The 19,990-nt window shown below is 64.7% G+C and carries 26 protein-coding genes and 1 riboswitch; of the genes, 11 read left to right on the forward strand and 15 right to left on the reverse strand.

The features are described 5' to 3' along the window. Positions 1-36: 36 nt before the first annotated feature. On the forward strand, positions 37-474 hold the full coding sequence (locus AAEO60_RS11155) for a cupin domain-containing protein (RefSeq protein ID WP_341673789.1): 438 nt from the start codon (positions 37-39) through the stop codon (positions 472-474). Next, complete coding sequence (locus AAEO60_RS11160; protein WP_341673790.1) at positions 471-878, forward strand: DoxX family protein; 408 nt, start codon at positions 471-473, stop codon at positions 876-878. The genes AAEO60_RS11155 and AAEO60_RS11160 overlap by 4 nt, the downstream gene beginning before the upstream one ends. On the opposite strand, the gene AAEO60_RS11165 is transcribed toward AAEO60_RS11160, so the two are convergent. The 4 genes from AAEO60_RS11165 to AAEO60_RS11180 form a co-directional block, all read right to left on the reverse strand. Next, positions 875-2,137: a gallate dioxygenase gene (locus AAEO60_RS11165; protein ID WP_341673791.1), complete on the reverse strand. Its 1,263-nt coding sequence runs from the start codon at positions 2,135-2,137 to the stop codon at positions 875-877. The two genes, AAEO60_RS11160 and AAEO60_RS11165, sit on opposite strands and share 4 nt — an antisense overlap. Positions 2,138-2,280: 143 nt before the next feature. Further along, the gene (locus tag AAEO60_RS11170; RefSeq protein ID WP_341673792.1) at positions 2,281-4,815 is read right to left on the reverse strand and encodes a G8 domain-containing protein; all 2,535 of its coding nucleotides are present in this window, start codon (positions 4,813-4,815) and stop codon (positions 2,281-2,283) included. 190 nt (positions 4,816-5,005) lie between these two features. Beyond that, on the reverse strand, positions 5,006-5,257 hold the full coding sequence (locus AAEO60_RS11175) for an SWIB/MDM2 domain-containing protein (RefSeq protein WP_341673793.1): 252 nt from the start codon (positions 5,255-5,257) through the stop codon (positions 5,006-5,008). Between the two features lie 48 nt (positions 5,258-5,305). Further along, complete coding sequence (locus tag AAEO60_RS11180) at positions 5,306-5,923, reverse strand: YbhB/YbcL family Raf kinase inhibitor-like protein (protein ID WP_341673794.1); 618 nt, start codon at positions 5,921-5,923, stop codon at positions 5,306-5,308. Positions 5,924-6,160: 237 nt separating this feature from the next. Between AAEO60_RS11180 and AAEO60_RS11185 the strand changes: the two genes are divergently transcribed. Further along, on the forward strand, positions 6,161-7,579 hold the full coding sequence (locus tag AAEO60_RS11185; protein WP_341673795.1) for a S41 family peptidase: 1,419 nt from the start codon (positions 6,161-6,163) through the stop codon (positions 7,577-7,579). 9 nt (positions 7,580-7,588) lie between these two features. Here the strand turns inward: AAEO60_RS11185 and AAEO60_RS11190 are convergent, their stop codons facing one another. Together AAEO60_RS11190 and AAEO60_RS11195 are read right to left on the reverse strand one after the other, a co-directional pair. Beyond that, a complete protein-coding gene (locus AAEO60_RS11190; RefSeq protein WP_341673796.1) occupies positions 7,589-8,032 on the reverse strand; it encodes a COG3650 family protein in 444 nt (147 codons plus the stop codon). A gap of 70 nt (positions 8,033-8,102) precedes the next feature. Continuing rightward, positions 8,103-8,729: a dioxygenase family protein gene (locus AAEO60_RS11195; protein WP_341673797.1), complete on the reverse strand. Its 627-nt coding sequence runs from the start codon at positions 8,727-8,729 to the stop codon at positions 8,103-8,105. 154 nt (positions 8,730-8,883) lie between these two features. Here AAEO60_RS11195 and AAEO60_RS11200 point away from each other — a divergent pair, with 154 nt between their 5' ends. Both AAEO60_RS11200 and AAEO60_RS11205 read left to right on the forward strand, forming a co-directional pair. Then, positions 8,884-9,621, forward strand: a complete 738-nt coding sequence (locus AAEO60_RS11200) for a SpoIIAA family protein (protein ID WP_341673798.1) — start codon at positions 8,884-8,886, stop codon at positions 9,619-9,621. Between the two features lie 48 nt (positions 9,622-9,669). Further along, positions 9,670-9,978, forward strand: coding sequence for an alkylphosphonate utilization protein (locus tag AAEO60_RS11205; RefSeq protein ID WP_341673799.1), 309 nt, complete (start codon positions 9,670-9,672; stop codon positions 9,976-9,978). A 5-nt stretch (positions 9,979-9,983) separates the two neighbouring features. Here AAEO60_RS11205 and AAEO60_RS11210 read toward each other — a convergent pair whose 3' ends face one another. Further along, positions 9,984-10,415, reverse strand: coding sequence for a DUF6491 family protein (locus AAEO60_RS11210; protein WP_341673800.1), 432 nt, complete (start codon positions 10,413-10,415; stop codon positions 9,984-9,986). A 308-nt stretch (positions 10,416-10,723) separates the two neighbouring features. Here AAEO60_RS11210 and AAEO60_RS11215 point away from each other — a divergent pair, with 308 nt between their 5' ends. The 4 genes from AAEO60_RS11215 to AAEO60_RS11230 all read left to right on the forward strand — a co-directional run bounded on the left by AAEO60_RS11215 (position 10,724) and on the right by AAEO60_RS11230 (position 12,788). Beyond that, positions 10,724-11,077, forward strand: a complete 354-nt coding sequence (locus AAEO60_RS11215) for an Mpo1-like protein (RefSeq protein WP_341673801.1) — start codon at positions 10,724-10,726, stop codon at positions 11,075-11,077. An 87-nt stretch (positions 11,078-11,164) separates the two neighbouring features. Next, positions 11,165-11,782 carry a hypothetical protein gene (locus tag AAEO60_RS11220; protein ID WP_341673802.1) on the forward strand — a complete coding sequence of 206 codons (618 nt, stop codon included), beginning with the start codon at positions 11,165-11,167 and terminating at the stop codon, positions 11,780-11,782. 208 nt (positions 11,783-11,990) lie between these two features. Next, positions 11,991-12,479 carry a hypothetical protein gene (locus AAEO60_RS11225; RefSeq protein ID WP_341673803.1) on the forward strand — a complete coding sequence of 163 codons (489 nt, stop codon included), beginning with the start codon at positions 11,991-11,993 and terminating at the stop codon, positions 12,477-12,479. Positions 12,480-12,587: 108 nt separating this feature from the next. Then, positions 12,588-12,788: a hypothetical protein gene (locus AAEO60_RS11230; RefSeq protein WP_341673804.1), complete on the forward strand. Its 201-nt coding sequence runs from the start codon at positions 12,588-12,590 to the stop codon at positions 12,786-12,788. Positions 12,789-12,896: 108 nt separating this feature from the next. Here the strand turns inward: AAEO60_RS11230 and AAEO60_RS11235 are convergent, their stop codons facing one another. The 5 genes from AAEO60_RS11235 to AAEO60_RS11255 all read right to left on the reverse strand — a co-directional run bounded on the left by AAEO60_RS11235 (position 12,897) and on the right by AAEO60_RS11255 (position 15,692). Further along, the gene (locus AAEO60_RS11235; RefSeq protein ID WP_341673805.1) at positions 12,897-13,109 is read right to left on the reverse strand and encodes a hypothetical protein; all 213 of its coding nucleotides are present in this window, start codon (positions 13,107-13,109) and stop codon (positions 12,897-12,899) included. 128 nt (positions 13,110-13,237) lie between these two features. After that, entirely contained in the window at positions 13,238-13,450 is a 213-nt protein-coding gene (locus AAEO60_RS11240) for a cold-shock protein (protein ID WP_341673806.1), read from the reverse strand. A gap of 205 nt (positions 13,451-13,655) precedes the next feature. Continuing rightward, positions 13,656-13,847, reverse strand: a complete 192-nt coding sequence (locus AAEO60_RS11245) for a hypothetical protein (protein WP_341673807.1) — start codon at positions 13,845-13,847, stop codon at positions 13,656-13,658. Between the two features lie 362 nt (positions 13,848-14,209). Then, a complete protein-coding gene (locus AAEO60_RS11250; RefSeq protein WP_341673808.1) occupies positions 14,210-14,785 on the reverse strand; it encodes a fasciclin domain-containing protein in 576 nt (191 codons plus the stop codon). A 283-nt stretch (positions 14,786-15,068) separates the two neighbouring features. Further along, positions 15,069-15,692, reverse strand: coding sequence for a cation efflux transmembrane domain-containing protein (locus AAEO60_RS11255; protein WP_341673809.1), 624 nt, complete (start codon positions 15,690-15,692; stop codon positions 15,069-15,071). A 140-nt stretch (positions 15,693-15,832) separates the two neighbouring features. Between AAEO60_RS11255 and AAEO60_RS11260 the strand changes: the two genes are divergently transcribed. Continuing rightward, complete coding sequence (locus AAEO60_RS11260; RefSeq protein ID WP_341673810.1) at positions 15,833-15,967, forward strand: hypothetical protein; 135 nt, start codon at positions 15,833-15,835, stop codon at positions 15,965-15,967. Positions 15,968-16,016: 49 nt separating this feature from the next. Beyond that, positions 16,017-16,514 carry a YaiI/YqxD family protein gene (locus tag AAEO60_RS11265; protein ID WP_341674680.1) on the forward strand — a complete coding sequence of 166 codons (498 nt, stop codon included), beginning with the start codon at positions 16,017-16,019 and terminating at the stop codon, positions 16,512-16,514. Between the two features lie 114 nt (positions 16,515-16,628). On the opposite strand, the gene AAEO60_RS11270 is transcribed toward AAEO60_RS11265, so the two are convergent. The 3 genes from AAEO60_RS11270 to AAEO60_RS11280 form a co-directional block, all read right to left on the reverse strand. Further along, entirely contained in the window at positions 16,629-17,189 is a 561-nt protein-coding gene (locus AAEO60_RS11270) for a hypothetical protein (RefSeq protein WP_341673811.1), read from the reverse strand. 75 nt (positions 17,190-17,264) lie between these two features. Next, complete coding sequence (gene thiC / locus AAEO60_RS11275; protein WP_341673812.1) at positions 17,265-19,166, reverse strand: phosphomethylpyrimidine synthase ThiC; 1,902 nt, start codon at positions 19,164-19,166, stop codon at positions 17,265-17,267. A gap of 37 nt (positions 19,167-19,203) precedes the next feature. Continuing rightward, a riboswitch (TPP riboswitch) is annotated at positions 19,204-19,309 on the reverse strand. Between the two features lie 36 nt (positions 19,310-19,345). Beyond that, the gene (locus AAEO60_RS11280; RefSeq protein ID WP_341673813.1) at positions 19,346-19,942 is read right to left on the reverse strand and encodes a DUF2585 domain-containing protein; all 597 of its coding nucleotides are present in this window, start codon (positions 19,940-19,942) and stop codon (positions 19,346-19,348) included. Positions 19,943-19,990 lie beyond the last annotated feature (48 nt).

Below are 19,990 nucleotides of genomic sequence, written 5' to 3' on the forward strand. Positions count from 1 at the left end.
GCACCAGCATGCCCGCGTGGCAAGACTGCTGGCCATATGACCACTGCCCGCGACCTGATCGACAAGCTCGAATTGACCCGACATCCCGAAGGTGGCTGGTTCCGCGAGACCTGGCGCGCGAATGCGGCCGAGGGTGAACGGGCGAGCGCGACCCTGATCCATTTCCTGCTCGAAAGCGGCCAAGAATCGCACTGGCACCACGTCGACGCGGCGGAAATCTGGTTGTGGCACGGAGGCAATCCGCTGCAACTGTCGATCAGCGACCCGGCCAATCCCAAGGTGGTGCGCCTACGGCTCGGCCCTGATCTGGCAGGCGGAGACCTCGCGCACTACGTCATCCGTGCCGGTGACTGGCAAGCCGCCGAACCGCTGCCGGGTGAGTACGACTACACGCTGGTTTCCTGCGTGGTCTCGCCCGGTTTCGAGTTCTCCGGCTTCACCCTCGCCCCGCCGGGCTGGTATCCCGAGGCATGATCCGCACGGCTCTCCGCTTCGTCCTGGCGATTTTCTACGCCTATGCCGGTTACCGCCACCTGGCAGGGCCGGAGCCTTTCCTGCAGATCATGCCCGCGTGGGTACCCTTCCCCGAGCAGGTGATCTGGTGGACTGGCATTGCCGAACTCGCCGGCGCGGCAGCGCTGGCCCAGCCGTTATCGGCAAGGTTGCGGCAAGCGGGCGCGATCGGCCTCGCGCTCTATGCCCTGTGCGTCTGGCCCGCCAACGTGAACCACATGCTGATGGACATGGCGCGCGAGGACGGCGGCTGGGGGCTGGCCTACCACGTCCCGCGCATGATCGCCCAGCCGGTGATCATCTGGCTGGCGCTGTGGACCGGGCGGGTGATTGACTGGCCGTTTCGCAGGCGCGGCGGCGCCTAGTCTTCCTTGCCCGCCACGCCGTAATTGATCTGCGCGTTGCGGGTCTTCTGGAATTCCGGGACGGTCATGCCCTTCATCGCGGCATAGATGTCGATGTTGCCGATGCCGGTGACCGCGCCGAGCTTTTCCAGCATGAAGAAGATCACGCCGTAGTGGATCATGCCGATCCAGTCGCGTTCGCGCACCAGGCGCTTTTCTTCCTCGGTCAGGCCGCCCTTTTCGTAGGCGGCTTCCTCGTCTTCACGGAAGAGCTTGCGCATTGCCGGATCGGTCAGCGAATGCAGGAAGTGGTTGAGGCGAAAGCCTTTCACGCTGCGCTCGATGGTGAAGGGATAGGTGCCCTCCATCTTCTCCGCGCCGTCATAGTCCCAGTTGATCCGCTCGAGCGTCTTTTCCGGCGGCTCGACCGGCGCGTCGGAACGGCGTTCCTCGAAGATCATCGTGGCGATGGGGCACATCGAGGGGAGGAAATAGGTCTTGTGGGTGGCTTCGACGTCCGCCGACAGCGCGCCGCGCATCATCAACCACATGACCACCTCTGCGCCTTCCCAGCCGCCCAGCTCGGCGAGCTTGGCGATGGGGTAGTCGAGCAGGGCCTCGGGGTCCTTCTCCAGCATTTCCATGAACTGGTGGTCCCATTCGGGATTGTTGAAGCCGCAGCCTTCACCGTGGACCTGGTGCGACAGGCCGCCGGTACCGGCGATGGCGACCTTGATGTCCTCCGGGTAGGAAAGGATCGCCTGCCGCAGGCTCTTGCCGAACTTGTAGAACCGGCGCGCAGAGGGCAGCGGCACGGTGAGCACGCCGCAGACCACCGGCAGCAGCTTGCAGGCCCAGCCGTTGGCATCGTCGTAGTCGACCATGACCGACAGCGGCGAGAAGGCGCCGTGGTCCAGCCCCTTGCCCTGGAAATAGGACAGGTCGAATTCATTGGCGACCATCACCTTGGCGACATGTTCGGCGAACTTGGGATCGCCCTTTATCGCCGGGATGTCGCGCGGCCCGCCGCCTTCGTCGGCTGCCTTGAACTCCTCGCCCACGCCCAGCGCGAAGTGGCTGTAGTGGTCGAAGAACGAGGTCATGTGGTCGTTGTAGATGTAGACCAGCACGTCGGGCTGCTTCTCGCGGAACCACTCCTGCACCGGCTCATAGCCTTCGAAGATCGGCTTCCACACGGGATCGTCCTGCTTGCCGCCGTCCTTGGCGAAAGCGATGGTGGGGGTGTGCGACGTGGCGACGCCGCCAACGATAGTGGCCATGGGATCGTGCCTTTCCTCTTCCACGGGCGCGTTGAATCGCCCGGCTTATGTCTTGCTGCCACTTTGCCATGTGGGCGCAGGCGGCGGCAAGTCAATTATCCGGAAATGCGAAATGTTCGGATATGCGAAGAACGCACGAGGGGTTAGCCCCCGCGCATTTCCTCCGGCTCCCCGCGGCTCACTTCGATGGTGGTCTGGGCGCGCAACTGGCCCACCTGAACGACGACTTCGCCATCGGGGGTGGCATCATCGACCACCAGCTTGACCCACAGGCTGCCTTCGTCACGGAACCAGGCGTTCTCGTCAGCGGCGCGCAAGGCGTCGAGGCTGGCGGCCTGCATGCCGCCGCTGGCCATGGTGAACCCCGGCAGTTCGAGCAGGAGGAAGCCGCCCTCGTCCATCTCGCGCAGCGACAGGGTCAGCTCGTCACGAGCGGTTTCCACGCGCAGCTGCGAGCCGCTGGCGATGGTGGTTTCCTGGTTGTATTCGAAGCGGCTGCCATCGCGATCGAGGATGATCGGGTCGATGACGGTCGGCGCACCGAAGGTGAACATGTCGCCATTGATGTTGAGGCGACCAATGTCGCCCATGCAGATCGCCGCGCCCCAGTTGGACACGATTTCACACTCGTCCTCGTGGGTGGCGATGCCGTTGTCGATCACCACGGTCGCGCCGGGCCTGCCGGTGATGGAGCCGTCGCTGTCGAAGATCGTGGCGCTGCGATAGGCCGAGCGCAGTCCCCAGTCGGAAGCCCAGCGGCGGTCGATCCGCGGGAAACTGACCGGCTGCGAATTGACGAACTCGACGTTCTCGACCGAGTTGCGCGTGCTCATGCCGAAGCTGGTATAGAGCAGGTAGGACAGGGCCCCTGCATCGCGCTGTTCGTTGGGCTGGTAATTGACGAACCTCGTGTTCACCACCTCGTGCAGGTAGTCGTAGTATTCGTAGCCGCGGATCGGGAAGTCGGCAGCGGCGGCTGGCAGGCTGCGGCCATAGGCGATCTCTTCCGGCCGCGAGGGATTGCCCACGTTGTCGCTCTCACCCACGAACAGCGAATTCTCCACCCGCGAGGTATAGGGCGCGATACCGGGCGAGCCGGCGGCATGGGTAAAGCCGATGGCATTGTCCGCCATCCGCAGGTTCGTGAACAGGTGGTACTCGCCGCGTCCCCAGATCCCGCCGTTGCGGTTCTTGTAGGCGGTGTAGTCGCTAACCACCGAGGGTACGACTGCGCTATTCTCGTCGCCCGGATCGGCACGGCTGATGTGCGCCCCGCCGCCGATGGTGAAGAAGCCTTCCGGGTTGGGGCCGCGGTCGAACATCAGCCCGTCGAAGTTGGAGTGCGCGCGGTTGCCGCTGAATTCGCGCAAGGCCGTCCGGCGCGGCCAGGTGCGGGCACTGATCTCGGTGCCTTCGAACTGGCCGGTCGGGTGGACCGGCAAGGCGATCCAGAACCCGATCTGGTCCGAACCCGCCGCCACGTTGTCGCGGTAGACGTTGTCGGGATTGGTAATCCAGAAGGTCGAGGCGGTGTTGTCCGAGGGGATCAGGATATTGTCCGCCCGCTGCCCGTCGGTGCCCTGGTGCGGCAGCGTCAGGTTGGTGGGGTCGCAGTCCATGGTCGGGTGACACTTGGTCTGGATGCCCAGATTGCGGACGAACTGGTTGCCCGTTTCGATCCCGTCTTCGAGGAAGAAGCAGTGGCCCACGGTATTGTAGGTCACGTTGTTTTCGATGCTCAGGTTGTTGGTGCCGTGCACCGTGACGCAGCGGCTGTAGGTATCGTGGATCGCGGCATTGCGGATGTACTGCCCCGCTCCCTCGCCGATCAGGTGCCAGTGGATGGGATAGCGCGCCAGGTTCATGTGCTGGCCCATGCGGCTCAGCTCGATGCCCGAAACGTACATTTCGGAACCCGCCATCGCCATGATGTGCCCGCCGAAATAGTTCTCGTCCGCGTCTTCGGATGCCTGGATGCGGATATTGCGCGTGAGCAGGCCCACTTCGCCGCGCTCGTCCACGCCGAAGGTGATCTCGCCGAAATGCATGTGTTCCAGCGGGCTATCCAGCGTCAGGCGGTTGCCGCTGATCGCGGTGATGTGGCGCCGCTCGGCCTGCCGCGGATTGAAGTCGGTGGAGGCCAGCACGATCTCGTCGCCCACGCGCCAGTCGCCCGCGTCGAGCACTTCGATCTGCGTCGCGCCTGCCGGAGCCGTGGCGGCCAGCTGGGTCCAGGTGTGTTCGCGGTCGCCATGCAGGTTGAGCGTACCGTTCATCAGCATGATGCCGCGGTCGCCCATGGTGTTGAGGTCTTCACCCGGCACATTGTCGGTCAGGGTAATGGCGGCGTTATGGGTATAGGGATCGTCCGCCGTGCCGATCTCCAGCTCGCCGCCGGGGACGTAGATCCATTCGGAAGCCAGGCTGATGTCGCGATCATCGGGAAAGCTGAGCTTGCCCTGGATCGTCAGGCTGCGCAGCGACAGCCCGTCGACGTCGAGCACCACGTCCATGCCGCGATCAATGGTAACGGCATCGCCATCACCGGGCACTTCGCCCGAAGGCCATGTGGCCGGATCAGACCAGCGATCCTGCGCATTTGCACCGGCGGTCATGCCGAGCAAGGCAGTGGCAGGCAGGCACATGGAAGCAACGAGCAGGCGGAACTGCTTGGCCATATCGATCATCCCCTCGGTCGGGACTTCGTGCCCCGTTGATTTTGTCCGAAATTCGATACTGCAATGCCAAGAACGATTTGCCAAGCCCCCTTGGAGCCATGCCAAAAATCGCGCACGCGCAAACAAAAACGGGCGGGGAGCGCGAAGCTCCCCGCCCGTTCGTGTTCCAGCGCCGGATGGCGCGGATGGCTTAGCTGAGGTGCTTGGAGACCGCAGCCGTCATCTTGAACATCGAGATCTGGTCATTGCCGATCACCGCGCCCAGCTTGGCGTCGGGGTTGATCTGGCGCTTGTCCTTCGAATCCTGCAGGTTGTTGGCCTTGATGTGTTCCCACACCTTGCTGGTAACCTGCGCACGGGTCATCGGGCCCTTGCCGATCACTGCTTCCAGAGCGGGCGAAAGGTTCACCGGCTTGTTGAGCGCGTTATTCTTGGCAGCCATTTCAATTGGTCCTTTCAGTCAAATAGCTGGGCGAAGGTCTAGCACCCTTCAATCGGCCCCGTCTTCCTCGTCCCAGTCGTAATCCCCGCCTTCTTCGCGGGCATATCTTGCGGTCAGCAGCGCCATTCCCATTACGTGGCCCTGCATTTCCGATTCGAGTTCATCCAGCGTCGCGCCCGGCATCTGCACCAGCGGCAGGTCCAGGGCGAAGAGCTGGAATACGTAGTCATGCGGAGCGGCCCCCGTCGGCGGATCGGGCAGCAGCCATTCGGAATTGCCGAAGCTGTTCTTGCCCACGCGCGGCGGGGCTTCGCCTTCGAGGATCATGCCCTTCTGTCCCGGCAGGCCCCAGACCAGCCAGTGACAGAACGGCTTGTCGCCCCCGGCCTTCTTGTCGCGAGCATCGGGATCCTCCACCACCAGCACCAGTTCCTGCGTGCCCGGGGGCGGGGCAGTCCATTCCAGCGGCGGGGCGACGGCGTCTTCCTCGTCAGCGGTGAAGCAGGGATCGAGATCGCCGCCATGATCGAAAGCGGCGGAGGTCAGCTTGAAGCCGCCCTTGCCCAAGGCAGCTTCGGACCCGACCCGCGCAGCAACCAGTCCTGCATGGCCCGCGCGCACTTCGCCAAGTGCATTTGCCAGCCAACCGGGAATCGAATCTGCCATGACGGGTCCTTGTACTCCTGCCTATCCGTATAAAGAGGCTGCCATGTGCCGGTTGCGGAACGGCTTTTCAAGGGCGTGAACCGTTCAGGCTGTCGAAGGATTGCATCTGGCACTTGTCCCTGGCCGCTTCCGGGCGGTGGAGAGCGGCCATGCCCGCTTGCCAGTAGGGGGCCGGAGGGTTAGGCCTGCCATTACAGAGAAGGCCGCCTCAAGGCGCTCAAACATCGGGATATTTCCATGCGCACTTCGAAGCTTGTACTTTCCATTGCTTGCGCCGCGATGGTGGCTTCGTGCGGTGGCGGCGGCACGCCCTCCCCCACGGCGACGACCGGGCCGACCCCGACGCCCACCCCGACAACTTCGACCTGTTCGCTTGCCAACCGCCAGCAGTTCGCCAACGACGTGCTGCAGGAATGGTACCTCTTCCCCGACCTGCTCGCGACCGGCGTCAACCGCAGCTCCTACAACGACGTGCAGTCCTATATCGACGCGCTGGTGGCGCCTGCCCGCGCCCAGAACAAGGACCGCTTCTTCAGTTACATCACGTCGATTGCCGAGGAGAACGCCTTCTTCAACGGCGGTGCCAGCGCGGGCTTCGGCTTCCGCCTGATCTACGACACCACCAACCGCCGGGTCTTCCTGGCCGAAACCTTCGACGACACGCCGGCGCTGGGCGCCAACCTCGAACGCGGCACGGAAATCATCGCCATCGGCACGACTGCCAGCAACCTCGTCACGGTCAACAGCCTGATGGCCACCGGCGGCCCGCAAGCGGTGATCGACGCGCTTGGCCCCTCCGACCCCGGCGTCTCCCGCGTGCTCGACGTGATCGACGCCAGCGCCGTGCGGCGCGAAGTCAACCTGGTGAAGGCGGAATACGACCTCGATCCGGTCCCGCGTTACGGCGCGCAGATCATCAACGATGGCGGCAAGCAGGTGGGCTACATCCGCCTGACCAACTTCATCAACCCGGCCATCGCCGACCTGCAGGCTGCCTTCGCCGACTTCCGCGCCGCGGGCGTCACCGAACTGGTGATCGACCTGCGCTACAACGGCGGCGGCGGCATCAACGTGAACGAGGCCTTTGCCGACCTGATGGCGCGCAACCTTGGCGGGCAGGTATTCGAGACGATCGCCTTCCGCGCCTCCAAGGCATCGAACAACGAGACCTACCTTTTCCAGCCGAACAGCGCATCCATCGCGCCGACGCGCGTGGCCTTCATCACCACCAGCGGTTCGGCCTCGGCGTCGGAAGCCCTGATCAACGGTATGCAGCCCTATATCGACACCAATCTTGCCATTGTCGGGCAGAACACCTTCGGCAAGCCGGTAGGCCAGTCGGCCTTCGACCTGACGGCCTGCGATGACCGCCTGCGGATCGTCACCATCAAGCTGGAGAATGCCGACGGGCTGGGTGAATACTTCAACGGCCTCGCCGCGACGGTGCCCAATTCGTGCCGCGCCAACGACGACATCTTCCACGATTTCGGCGATCCGGACGAGGCCATGCTGGCCACCGCGCTGGACTTCCTCGCCGGGCGTACCTGCACCCCGATCCTGGGCGGCCCCGCGACCACGCAGTCGCTTGGCCCGCAGCTGCTGCAGCCCGAACGCCCGAGCACCGTGGCCCACCACGAGACGCCCGGCGTCTATTGATCGTGCGGCCTAGGGCTGCGGCCCGAGGTCGTCGATACCTTCGCGCCAGGCGCAGCCATTTCGCTGCTCGCTACCCAGCTGCAGCGTGGCGACAAAGGGGTAGCTGCGGTCGCTCATGCCGTCCGAGCAGTCGCCCGGCGTGATCGCCAGGTCGAGCGGCCGCCCGTCGAGGTTGCCACTGAAAGACAACCCGCCGCGCCCGGCAAAGCGGGTGACGGTGATCGTCTCGCCGTCGATATTCTCGGGCGTCGAATAGGTCAGGCTGGTGCCCGCCACCTGCCCGCCCCAGAACGGCTCGGTGCCGGTGAAGCGGACCACGTCGTGCTCGCCGATCCCGTCGAAGGCGTGGGTGTCCGAAGCATCGCCGGGGACATTGCCCGCATCTTCGCCTTGCTGGCAGGCGGACAGGGTCAGCAGTGCCGGGATTGCCGCTAAGATTGCCGCACGATTCACTCTCGCCTCCGTCAATGGATTGCCCGGAGGCCATAGCGCAAGGCATCGCCGCACGAAACGACCGAAGCCGCTAGCCTTCGATCAGGACGATATCCCAGCTGTAGCGGTTGTCGCCCAGCGCGGTGGCCGTCGAGCGCGGCGCCGCATTGCTGAGATAACTGTAAAGCTGGTCCGCCGCGTTGGCCTCCGCCTCTTCGGGAAAGTACATCTGCAGGATCTTGCGGGAATCGACCCCGACCACGTCGACATGGATATGCGGCGTGCGCCGGTCGCTGCCCTGGCCATATCCGCCGGGCTTGACCGTGGTCATCGACCAGCCGCCATCGGTGCCGGTATGAATGCTGGCGAAGCCCTGGAAATTGGGATCGAGCGGATAGTCCGAACTGTCCTGCGGATGGTCATAACGGCCGTGCGTATTGGCCTGCCAGATATCCAGTCGCGCCCCGTTGATCGGGTTGCCGAAGCGATCGCGCACCCGGCCCATCACCTCGATGATCTGCCCCTGGGCCCGCTCGGCATGGCCGGCGATGCGCGTCAGGTCCGCGTCGGTCTCGCCGCGATAGCCTGAAGGATAGAACGGCCCGATCACCGACATCGGCGTCTGCGATACCTGCGCGAGCGCGCCTTGCCCGACAGCAGCACTGGCCAGGGCCCCGGCGGTGAACGCGCGCCGCGTCAGTTTTGGATTGTGTGACATAGGTCTCCCCTCCCCTTTGGAGTCGACCCTGACCGGGGAGTTACGCCTGTTGCCTGGACATGTCCAACACCGCTTGCGCCGCGGAATTGACGGATCGCAATGACTGGCCCGGCGTTATCGGGGAGAGTTGCGTCATAGCCGAAAGGAACTGACCATGATCGACCTTGACCTTTCCGACCCGCAATTGGCCGTCATCTCCCCCCAGGGCGCACTGAGCGAGGCGGATTTTACCGGGCTCGCCGGAGCCATCGACAACCATATCAACACCACCGACAGCGTGCCGGCGCTGGTGATCTGCGTGGACAAGCTGCCCTATTGGGACTCCATCGGCGCGCTCACCCGGCACTTCCATTTCGTGCAGCAGCACCACCAGTTGGTGCGCAAGGTGGCGATCGTGGGCGATTCACCGCTGCTGTCGGTCGCGCCCGAGATCGCCAACCGCTTTGTCGAGGCCACGGTGCGCCGCTTCCCCTCCGCCAAACTCGAGGAAGCCAAGGAATGGGCCCGCGCCGAAGGCGACGATCCGGGCCGCTTCGAACCGATCGATGGCCTGCCGAGCGACGTCATCGCCCTGCGCGTGGTGGGCGTGATCACCGCCGATGACTACCGCGACATGCTGATCCCGCTGATGCAGGAAAAGCTCGCCCAGCACGACAAGCTGAAGTGCCTGCTGGTGCTCGATGACGACTATGCGACCTTCTCCGGCGGCGCCGCCTGGGAGGACACCAAGTTCGACCTGCGCCACATGACCGACTTCAGCCGCATCGCCCTGGTGACCGACATCGGCTGGATGATCAAGACGGCCAGGCTGTTCCAGCCGATCCTGCCTTACGAGCTGGGGATTTTCCCGCTGGCCGAACTCGAAGAGGCGAAAAGCTGGATCAAGCACTAGGCATGCGCTAGCGCGCCAGCACACCTATCCGATCCGGAGACCGCGACGATGTCCGCCAGCGATGAAGAATACGTCTACGACGAAGAGAGCGGCGAATGGATGCCGCAGTCGGAGTTCGACGCCAAGCAGGCCGCTGCCGACACGGTCGAAGTGCGCGATGCGGTGGGCAACCTGCTGGCCGACGGTGACCAGGTGACGCTGGTCAAGGACCTCGAGGTCAAGGGCGCGGGCCAGACGCTGAAGCAGGGTACGCTGATCAAGTCGATCCGCCTGACGGGCGATGCGCAGGAGATCGACTGCAAGTACCCCGGCATCAAGGGCCTGGTGCTACGCGCAGAGTTCGTAAGGAAGCGCTAGGCGCCCTAGTCCTCCGCTTCGTCGTCCTGCTCGATCACCCGGCCCAGCACTTCTACCGGGCAGCGATCGACGGTTCCGCGGACGCGATCGGGCACCACCAGCGTCTCCAGGTCGCCCGTGCACATCGAAGTGCGGCCACGCGTGTCGAAGCCGACCTGCATGCTGAAGTCGAGTTCCGGGCAGGCGCCGCGCGTTTCCAGCAACCACTGTTCGCGCACGCCGGTGCTGACATAGAGCCGGTCGCGGCCGTGCGGCCCGTTGGGGGCATTGGAAAAGCCGTTGATCTCGCGCGTGAAGAAGCAGGCGCGACTGGTATCGAGGTTGGCCAGCGCCGGATCCTGCGCGTCGGTCTCGGCGCGGTCCACCGGGGTGCAGGCGGTCAGGGCCAAGGCGCTGCAGAGCGCGGCTGCGGCGGTTTTCGGGACAATGTGAACCATGGTTCTATCTCCTCTAAGTCTGGAACCGCTATCCTGCCCCCGTTGTTCCATGGCGCGGCACCCTGACGCAAACCTGACACGTCCTGCACCAAAATGCTGGCCAATGCCGGCGGGCGGGAGCATGCCATTTTTCGTAGCGAATGCAATGGAACGGCGACGCGAAATAGCGCCCGCTCCTCGAGCCCGCCGGACAGCGGGTAACGCCAGGCATGGCGGTAGATCGCACCGACCCCTTCCCCGGAGCCGGTGCGATCCTCGTTTGAGACCTGCTCTTGCGCCCTAGGTCCCATTGGCGCAGCATCCCCGCGATGAGCGAACGCTATGCCACCTTTGCCGAGTTCTGGCCCTTCTACCTGCGCGAACACGCGCTGCCGGTAACGCGCGGCTTGCACTATGTCGGTACCGCGCTGGTGATCGCGGTCGCGATCTTCGCCCTGGCGACGGGCCGCTGGTGGTTCCTCTTGGCCATGCCTCTCTGCGGCTACTTCTTTGCCTGGCTCGCCCACTTCACGGTCGAGAAGAACCGCCCGGCCACCTTCACCTACCCGGTCTGGAGCCTCGCCGCCGATTTCCGCATGTTCGGCCTGTGGCTGACCGGAAGGCTCGGCCCGGAGCTGGAAAAGGCCGGCGTGACCACTGGCTCAGACCGGAAGTTTCCCTGAACGGCTGACAACAGCAGCGTTCGGAATGCGTTCAAGGAAAGCGTGACAGCTTGTGACCTGACCAACCTGACAGGGGAGGACCTGGTCATGAAACGCACATATCGCACAAGCCGCCGTTCGTTCCTTGCCCGCGTCGCGGGTGCCGCTGCCGTCGGAACCGGCCTGTCGGGCTGCACCACGATGGGGGGCTACACCGACGCCGATGCCGGGGCCTATGCCGATCCGCCAGGTTACGGACGCGGCCGCGCCAACGGCTATTCCAACACCGGCCTGACCGACAGTGACAGCGGCGCCTATGCCGACCCGGCAGGAAACGGCCAGGGCGGCTACTACAACTCCGGTATTACCGACGCCGACAGCGGCGCCTATTCTGACCCCGCTGGCAATGGCCGCGGGCGCGGCAATTACAACTCGGGCTACACTGACAGCGATGCCGGCCAATACGCGGACCCGGCAGGAAACGGACGCGGCCGTGGCGGCAATTACCAGTCTGGCGTCACCGACAGCGACGCCGGCCAGTACGCGGATCCCGCCGGCAACGGGCGAGGCCGCGGCGGCAATTACCGCTCCGGCGTTACCGACAGCGATGCGGGGCAATACGCCGACCCGGCGGGCAATGGCCGTGGTCGCGGGGTGACCGACAACGACAGCGGCCGCCATGCCGATCCGGCAGGCCAGGGCCGCGGGCGCGGCAGGCGGCGCTAGCATTCGCACACTACCTAATTTTGTGGTTTTTCAAAGCTTCCGGCCATAGTAGCGGGCGCGGAAGCACTCGACTTCCTACTGGCGTGCGCTGGTGGAGAAACTCGTGCCGCAGGGACACCTGGCTCCAAACAATTAAGCCACCGTTCCGGAACCTCCGGGCGGTCAGGGTCGTTGATCCAACAGACCTGATTTCGACACGGAGCAGTCCATGAAAGTCTCGCCCTGGATTCTGGGTGCCTGCGCGCTTGTGCCGGTTGCCGGCGCCGTCGCCGGCATGTCCCTCAACACCACCCCGCTCGCCCCGGAGAGGGTCAGCAGCGTACCCTCCGGCTCGCCGGTCACTGCCGCTGACGCCGCGCCGCAAACCCGCGCGCGCTTGTCCGATCACTATGCGATGGAAACTCCCGAGGGGCGCGTCGAAGTGCACGAACTGGCCATGCGTGGCCGGGAGGCCGATCGCTGGCGCGCAGCGCAAGCCCGAGAAGCGCGCTACGAGGCGGACCTGGCCGCGATGGAATCGCGCTGGGCTGAGCAAGAGGTGGAGAGCCGTGCCGCCGCAGCACTGGCCCCCGCTCCGCTTGACCTTGGAGAGCCGGCCCGCGTGACCGTGGAGCCGCAAATGGTCTTGGTTGAGGAGAGCCACAAGGTCGCCACCTCGCGCTCGATCAACGTCTCGCTGGCGCTGGAACTGGACTAGACGCACCAGAAAAGCCGCCCTGGTGATGCACAGCACAGAATCGGGAGCGCAATTGCGCCATCAAGGTCTCGTCAGATCAAGCAGATGAGACCTTGAAGGAGACCCGAGATGAAGAAGGCAATTGCTACCGCGCTGATCGCGATCACCATGACTACCGCTGCCACCCCGGCCATGGCCGGCGGGACGCGTGACAGCCGTCACGATGACTGGGCCGACCTGATCTCGGTCGGATCCTTTGCCGCTGAAACCTATGTGCAGATGATCAGCCTGTTGCTGCCGGCCGTGCAGGCGGCTCGCGAAGCCGCATAAGCAGAACACACTGCAGGCGTCCTCTCCCGACAGGCCTGCAAAGTGCGCCCGGTGGCTGAGGCTGCCGGGCGTTTTGTTGTTGAAGAGCGCAATGTGCTCGGCAGGGCCCTAGCCCTCCTGCGCGATCCTTGCCGCGGCTTCTGTTTCGGCAGCTTCGTCGGCTTCCAGTGCCTCGCGGTCGAGCCGCTCCTGCCGTTCGACCTTCGCCTTGGCGCGGTCGTCTTCAACCTTCTGGGCCTGGTCTGCCAGGCTGCGCCAGGTACGTTCGGCGCGCAAGGCACGGTCGCGCACGTTGTCGAGCGTGGCCTTCCCGGCCTCCACCGCAGCTTCGTCGGCGCGGGCATTGTAGAATGAGAATGTCTGGGCGATGGGTCTTCTCCCGCTCGCGTGAAATGGCCTGCACGCCTCCCGCCACCGAAAAGGCGGCGGGAGGCACACAGCGGCGCGGATTAGTCCGCAGCCGAAAGGTTGACGGCGCTTTCCTTGCCGTTGCGGCCCATCTCGACGTCGTAGTTGAGGCGCTGTTCCTTATCGAGCGTCTGCATGCCGGCGGCCTGCACTGCGCTGATGTGGACGAAGCTGTCAGCCGAGCCGTCGTCGGGCTGGATGAAGCCGTAGCCCTTGTCTGCATTGAAGAATTTTACGGAGCCAACTTTGGCCATGATCGAGTTCCTTTCGAGAACATGTGTATTACCCTGCCGCGACATGCGGCATGGTCGTGCGTCAAATCGTCATCGAAAGGGAAGTCGTCGTCTGGTTTGCGCCGGGGCCTTTGTCGGGCAAGCGGCGGTCGGCAAATTTCGAAGTCCGTCGCAAATATCGACGTTCAGCAGGTGCGCCCTAGCCGGTTTGTCACCGCTTGGCTAATCATTCCTGCGGCGAACGTCCGTCGTTGGGCAAGGAATGGTGCGGCAGACCGGTCGCGAGCCGGTGCTTGTGGATGCGTTCCGCGTAATACCCGACGAGGTCGAAATAGGTATTGCGATCCTGCAGGCTGCAAGCGCTGCGCTGGTTGTGCAGGGCCCGCCGGTGGTTGGCGAGAAGCTGGTTGAGGTCCATCGGTCATTCCTTCGGAGGCCCTGCGGCTGGCAAAGTGCAAGCCCACCGGACGCGGCAAGCTGCGGCTGAAGAGGCGGAATGGATGGAGGCGGCACATCGCGCGGCTGGACCGGCGCGGGCAGTGCTTCGACCGTCGATTTCGACTGGTAGCTGAGGTGTCCTATAGGCCTAAAACGGCGGGAAAGCAATTACGGCGCCATCCTCCGCCGAGCTGGCGAGTCAGGCGAAGCGCCCCGTCCATGCCCCCTCACCCGGAGACGCGAAAAAGGCGGGCCTGGAAGGAGGCCCGCCTCTCGCCAACAGGCACACAGGGCGCCAAGGGGGGACGCCGCGCCTGTCAATTGTTGCCGGTCAGCCCAGGATCAGGCGGGCATCAGCACGGTATCGATCACGTGGATCACGCCGTTCGACGCGTCCACGTCGGTCGCGATCACGGTGGCGGTGCCGCCGTTAGCATCGGTGAGCACCACGGAACCGTCCACCAGCGTGGCGGTCAACGTGCCACCGTTGACGGTCTCGACAGCCAGGCCTTCATCACCGGCAGCCTCGATAGCCGACAGCACGTCCGCCGCCATCAGCTCGCCCGCCACCACGTGGTAGGTGAGGATGGAGCCGAGCATCCCGGTTTCTTCGGTGGTAAGGGTTTCCACCGTGCCCTCGGGCAGCGCGTCGAAGGCGGCATTGTTGGGCGCAAAGACGGTGAACGGGCCATCGCCCTGCAGCGTCTCGACGAGGCCGGCGGCCTGTACCGCAGCAACCAGCGTGGAGAAGTCGGCATTGCCCGAAGCGACGCCGACGATATCGGGCGTGGCTTCTTCGACCGAGCTGGCATCGGCCATGGCGGAATCACCGTCGGCGGCCTGGTCCGCTGCATCGGCGCAGGCCGAGAGCGAGAGAGCGGTACCCGCCATGAGCGGAATCATAATCTTGCGGAACATGGTCGTCCTTTCGAAAACTTCATTCGTATTCCCGTCCACTATCGAACATGGGCGCGCCGGACGGGCATTGCGACACGGACGAAGGGATATGAGTCCAAAGGCGGTATCCCGCCCTTGCGGCTCGCCAATATGGAACAGGTGGAACGCGGCCCCGGGGCAAGAGCAACGATTTACCGACCGGCGGAAGGGGGAGGTCTAACGATTTACCGACCGGCGGAAGGGGGAGGTCTCTCGCTGCTCATGCGCAGGATCCGGGCACGGCGAACCGAGCCCGGGAAAGCGCTCAGGCAGACCGCAGTTGCGGGGCGGCCTCGGCGATCACCCGCAGGGCCGAGCGCAGGAACACCAGCGCCATCAGCGATCCGATGATCACGTCGGGCCAGGGCGACGCAAGCCACCAGACCAGCGCCGCGGCCAGCAGCACGCCGCAATTGTTGATGAGGTCGTTGCGCGAGCATTCCCAGGTGCTCGCCATGTTCACGTCCTGGTGACGGAAACGGGTGAGCAGCCGGAAACAGTAAAGATTGGCGGCGAGCGCCAGTGCACCGAACACCAGCATCAGCGTGGAGCTTGGCGGCACACCGCTCTGGATCTTGGCTACCACGTTGATCGCGATTCCCACGCCTAGCGCCAGGATCACCAGCCCTTTCAACATGGCCACGCCGGCCTTCCACCGGTCCGACCGGGCAAGGGCATAGAGGCTGACCGCATAGACCAGCGCATCGCCCAGCATGTCAGAGGCATCGGCCATCAGCGCCGCCGACCCCGCAATAATGCCCGCCCCGAATTCGAGCACGAACATGACCGCGTTGATCACGAGCACGATGACCAGCACACGCCGCTGCTCGGTCTGGCGGGCGAGCTTTTCCAGTTCACTGGACTTGGCGGAACAGCAGTCGGCGGACATGGGGCTTATGTGGCCTCGCGGCGGGTGCGGGGCAAGGCCCTGCGCCTCCCGCCCCGCGACGGGGACCGAATTAGCGCGCTATTCCCCCGGAACAGGCCTATCGTCGTCGCCGGGGCATTCCGCCCCGATTGGAAAAGACCATGGCCAAGGGCCAGATGAAGAAGAGCCGCGAAAACCGCAAACCCAAGGCGGACAAGGGGCCCAAAAAGAACGCCAGCCAACCCAGCCTGAAGCCCGGTGCGATCAAGGGTCTGGAGAACATGAAGAACGGCTAGGCCTTTACGGGTGACAGGCTGGTGACAAGCAATGCTACAATGCATGCCGATGTCCCAAGCCCCGCCCGATAATCCGCCGGAGAACCCGACTGGCAATCCCCCCGTCACCGTGCTCGTCGATGCCGATGCCTGCCCGGTGAAAGAGGAAGTATACCGCGTGGCCGAGCGCTTCCGGGCGCATGTCCGCGTCGTCAGCAACAGCCCCTTCCGCGTGCCGGTGAGCGAGCGGGTCAAACGCGTGGTGGTGGACGACAGTTTTGACGCGGCGGACGACTGGATCGCGGAAAACGCCGGTCCGCGCAGCGTTGTCGTGACCGGAGACATCCTGCTGGCCGAACGCTGCCTCAAGGCGGGCGCTGTCGTGCTGAAACACGACGGCAGCACGTTCGACGCCGCCAGCATCGGCAATGCGATTGCCACTCGCGCCATCCTTGCAGACCTGCGCGCCGGGATGGACGGCACGGGGGGCGGCCCGCCCCCGTTCAGCAAGGCCGATCGCTCGCGCTTCCTGCAGGCGCTGGACCGGGTCCTGGTGGGGCTGCGATAAATCCCGCTGACTGGCGGCTGCTCCCCGGCGCGCGGCGCGGTTCACTCTTCAAGGCTCGCCTTCAGGCCTGAACACGTCCTCCGGTGCAATCCGCACCCAGCCAGGCTCCGCCCCTCACTCCACCGAAAACGTCCCGCTCACCTCGACCGGGCCGGTGAACAGCACCTCCGCATCCTCCGGCATGCTATCGGCGTCGAGGCGTTCCAGCGTGGCGGAGAAGCTGCCTGCGTAGGGTCCGCCGGCCTCGCGGGTGTCGAAGGTCACGCTGCTGCCGCCCATGCTCGTGCTTTCGAGCTGGTGCATCATCGAGCCGTCATGGATGGTGACGTTCTGGATCGCCACCGCGCCACCCTGCACCGTGATCGTGATGTAGGGCATGCCGAGCGAGCCATCGTCCTGCCGCGTCATGCCCGTCAGGTTGAGCGAGGGTATGCCCGAAATTTCGCGTTCTTCCGCGCCGCGGTCGGCGGGGACGGCGAAGCTGTAGGCTTCTCCATTGATGGTCGCCTCGATCGTGCCGATGGTGGCAACCTCATTCCCGCTGTCGGCATCGGCCGTCGCGGTCTCGGCGCCGCTCTCGCCCGCCGTCTCACTGCCGCCGCAAGCCGCCAGGGCCAATATGAGAGCGGGCGCAAGAGCAGGCACCAACGCGGGTGCGAATGAACGAACAATCATGGTAATCCCCCCAAGTATCGAGTGTTTCGATACGCAGGGTAGGGAAACGCAAGGCTGCCTGCAAATCGGCGGGGGCTAATCCGTGGCGGTCCCGGCCTCCTCGGCCGGCATGTAGAGATCACCGACTTCGCGATATTTAGCGCTCATCTCCTCCATCCCCTTCAGCGCGGCCTGGCGGCTCGCCTCGGCAGTTTCGGCACCCGATGCGGTGGCTTCGAGGAAGCTGTCGGGATCGGAATTCTGTTTCGAGGCGAAATCGCGCACTTCCTGGCTGATCTTCATCGAGCAGAATTTCGGACCGCACATAGAGCAGAAGTGCGCGGTCTTGGCGCCTTCGGCGGGCAGGGTCTGGTCATGGTATTGCTCGGCCGTGTCGGGGTCGAGCGACAGGTTGAACTGGTCGCGCCAGCGGAATTCGAAGCGCGCTTTTGACAGCGCGTCGTCGCGCACCTTGCTGGCCGGGTGGCCCTTGGCGAGGTCTGCTGCATGGGCGGCCAGCTTGTAGGTGATGACGCCCACTTTCACATCGTCGCGGTCGGGCAGGCCGAGGTGTTCCTTGGGCGTGACGTAGCAAAGCATGGCCGTGCCGTACCAGCCGATCTGCGCCGCTCCGATGCCGCTGGTGATGTGGTCGTAACCCGGCGCAATGTCGGTAACGAGCGGGCCGAGGGTGTAGAACGGGGCTTCGCCGCAGACTTCCAGCTGCTTGTCCATGTTCTCCTTGATCTTGTGCATGGGCACGTGGCCCGGCCCTTCGATCATCACCTGCACGTCTTCCTTCCACGCGCGGTGGGTCAGCTCGCCCAGCGTGTAGAGCTCGGCGAACTGCGCCTCGTCGTTGGCGTCCGCGATGGAGCCGGGGCGCAGGCCGTCACCCAGCGAATAGGCGACGTCGTAGGCCTTCATGATCTCGGTGATCTCGTCGAACTTCTCGTAGAGGAAGCTCTCCTTGTGGTGCGCAAGGCACCATTTCGCCATGATCGAGCCACCGCGCGACACGATGCCGGTCACGCGCTTGGCCGCCATGGGCACATAGGGCAGGCGCACGCCGGCGTGGATGGTGAAGTAGTCGACGCCCTGTTCGGCTTGTTCGATGAGGGTATCGCGGAACACTTCCCAGGTCAGGTCCTCGGCGACGCCGCCGACCTTCTCCAGCGCCTGGTAGATCGGCACGGTGCCGATCGGAACGGGGCTGTTGCGGATGATCCACTCGCGGGTGTCGTGGATGTTGCGACCGGTGGAAAGGTCCATCACGGTGTCCGCACCCCAGCGGATCGACCAGACCATCTTGTCCACCTCGTTCGCGACATCCGATGCCACGGCGGAGTTGCCGATATTGGCGTTGATCTTGACGAGGAAGTTGCGCCCGATGGCCATCGGCTCGGCCTCGGGGTGGTTGACGTTGGAGGGGATGATCGCCCGCCCCCGCGCCACTTCGTCGCGGACGAATTCCGGCGTCACGTAGTCGGGGATTTCCGCGCCCCACGACTGGCCGCCGTCGCGGTCGTATTCGCGCAGCTTCTCGCGGCCGAGGTTCTCGCGCTCGGCGACGTATTCCATCTCCGGCGTGATGATGCCGCGGCGGGCATAGTGCATCTGGCTAAGATTCTTGCCCGGCTTGGCGCGGTAGACCGTCTTGGTGACGTTGGGGAACGCGGGGACGCCGCCGGACCGGTCCGGGCCGAGCTGGCCGTTGTCTTCCGGCTTCACCTCGCGGGCGGCATATTCCTCCACGTCGCCGCGATCGAGCTGCCACTGGCGGCGCAGCTGCGGCAGGCCGGCGGCAATGTCGATCTGAGCATTGGGATCGGTATAGGGGCCGGAGGTGTCATAGACACGCACCGGCGGCTCGCCCGAACTCGGTTCGAGGTCGATCTCGCGCATGGCGACATTGTGCTTGCCGACGTGGACCTTGCGGCTGCCGCGAATCGGGCCGGTGGTAACGCCGATTTCGAATTGCGAGTTGATGTCGGCCATGTGAAGTCCTCTCTTCCGGGCGGTGCGGGACTTCGGGCGGTGGTGACCGGCCCTTCCCTCCGCCCGTGCTAACGGGTTCAGGTTCAACGGGTCGGAGGGTGCGAAACCTCCCTCTCAGCCAAGCGGCTCCCCGGGGATGGACATGCGATAGACCTTCAGGTTGGCGCGGTCCAGCCCTGCTACTGCACCCCGCCCGCCGCCTGCCATTCGGCAATGGCCTCGATCGGGAAGATCAACATGATGACGTTGAGCGTGAGGTTGTCGCGCACCACCAGCCCGGCCACGATCTCTCCCAACAGGGCCAGCCCGACGGTCACTCTCACCGGCAGGCGCAGGGCCAGCCAGAAGCCGAAGGCCATCCAGCCGATGTCGGCGGCGGAGTTGAGCACGCTGTCGCCTGAATAGCCGTAGTTGGCCGTTACCGAGCGGAAGCGGTTGATGACGATCTCGGTATTCTCGAGAACTTCCCACCCGGCTTCCAGCACCACCGCCAGTGCGAGGCCCCAGCGCGGTGCGTTCTTTCCGCCCCACCCGCGCCGGACCAACGCCCACCAGCCGAGGGCGTAGAAGACCATGCCGTGGATAATGTGGCTGGGCGTGTACCAGTCGGCGATGTGCTGGCTGTTGCCCGCATCGTTGATCTTGCCGTGCCACAACTTGACATAGCCGCACTCGCAGATCGGCGGGCGATCCATGGCCAGCAGCACGCCGACGGCGACTATGGCGATGATTACGGAGACGATGACCGCGCGGCGGTCCGGAACGAGCGAGCCCATGGGCGGCAAGGCTAGTACTTCCAACCGGCATGGCAAGAGACTTGCCGC

The sequence above is a fragment of the Aurantiacibacter gilvus genome, from assembly GCF_038289935.1.
Taxonomy (GTDB): Bacteria; Pseudomonadota; Alphaproteobacteria; order Sphingomonadales; family Sphingomonadaceae; genus Alteraurantiacibacter; species Alteraurantiacibacter gilvus.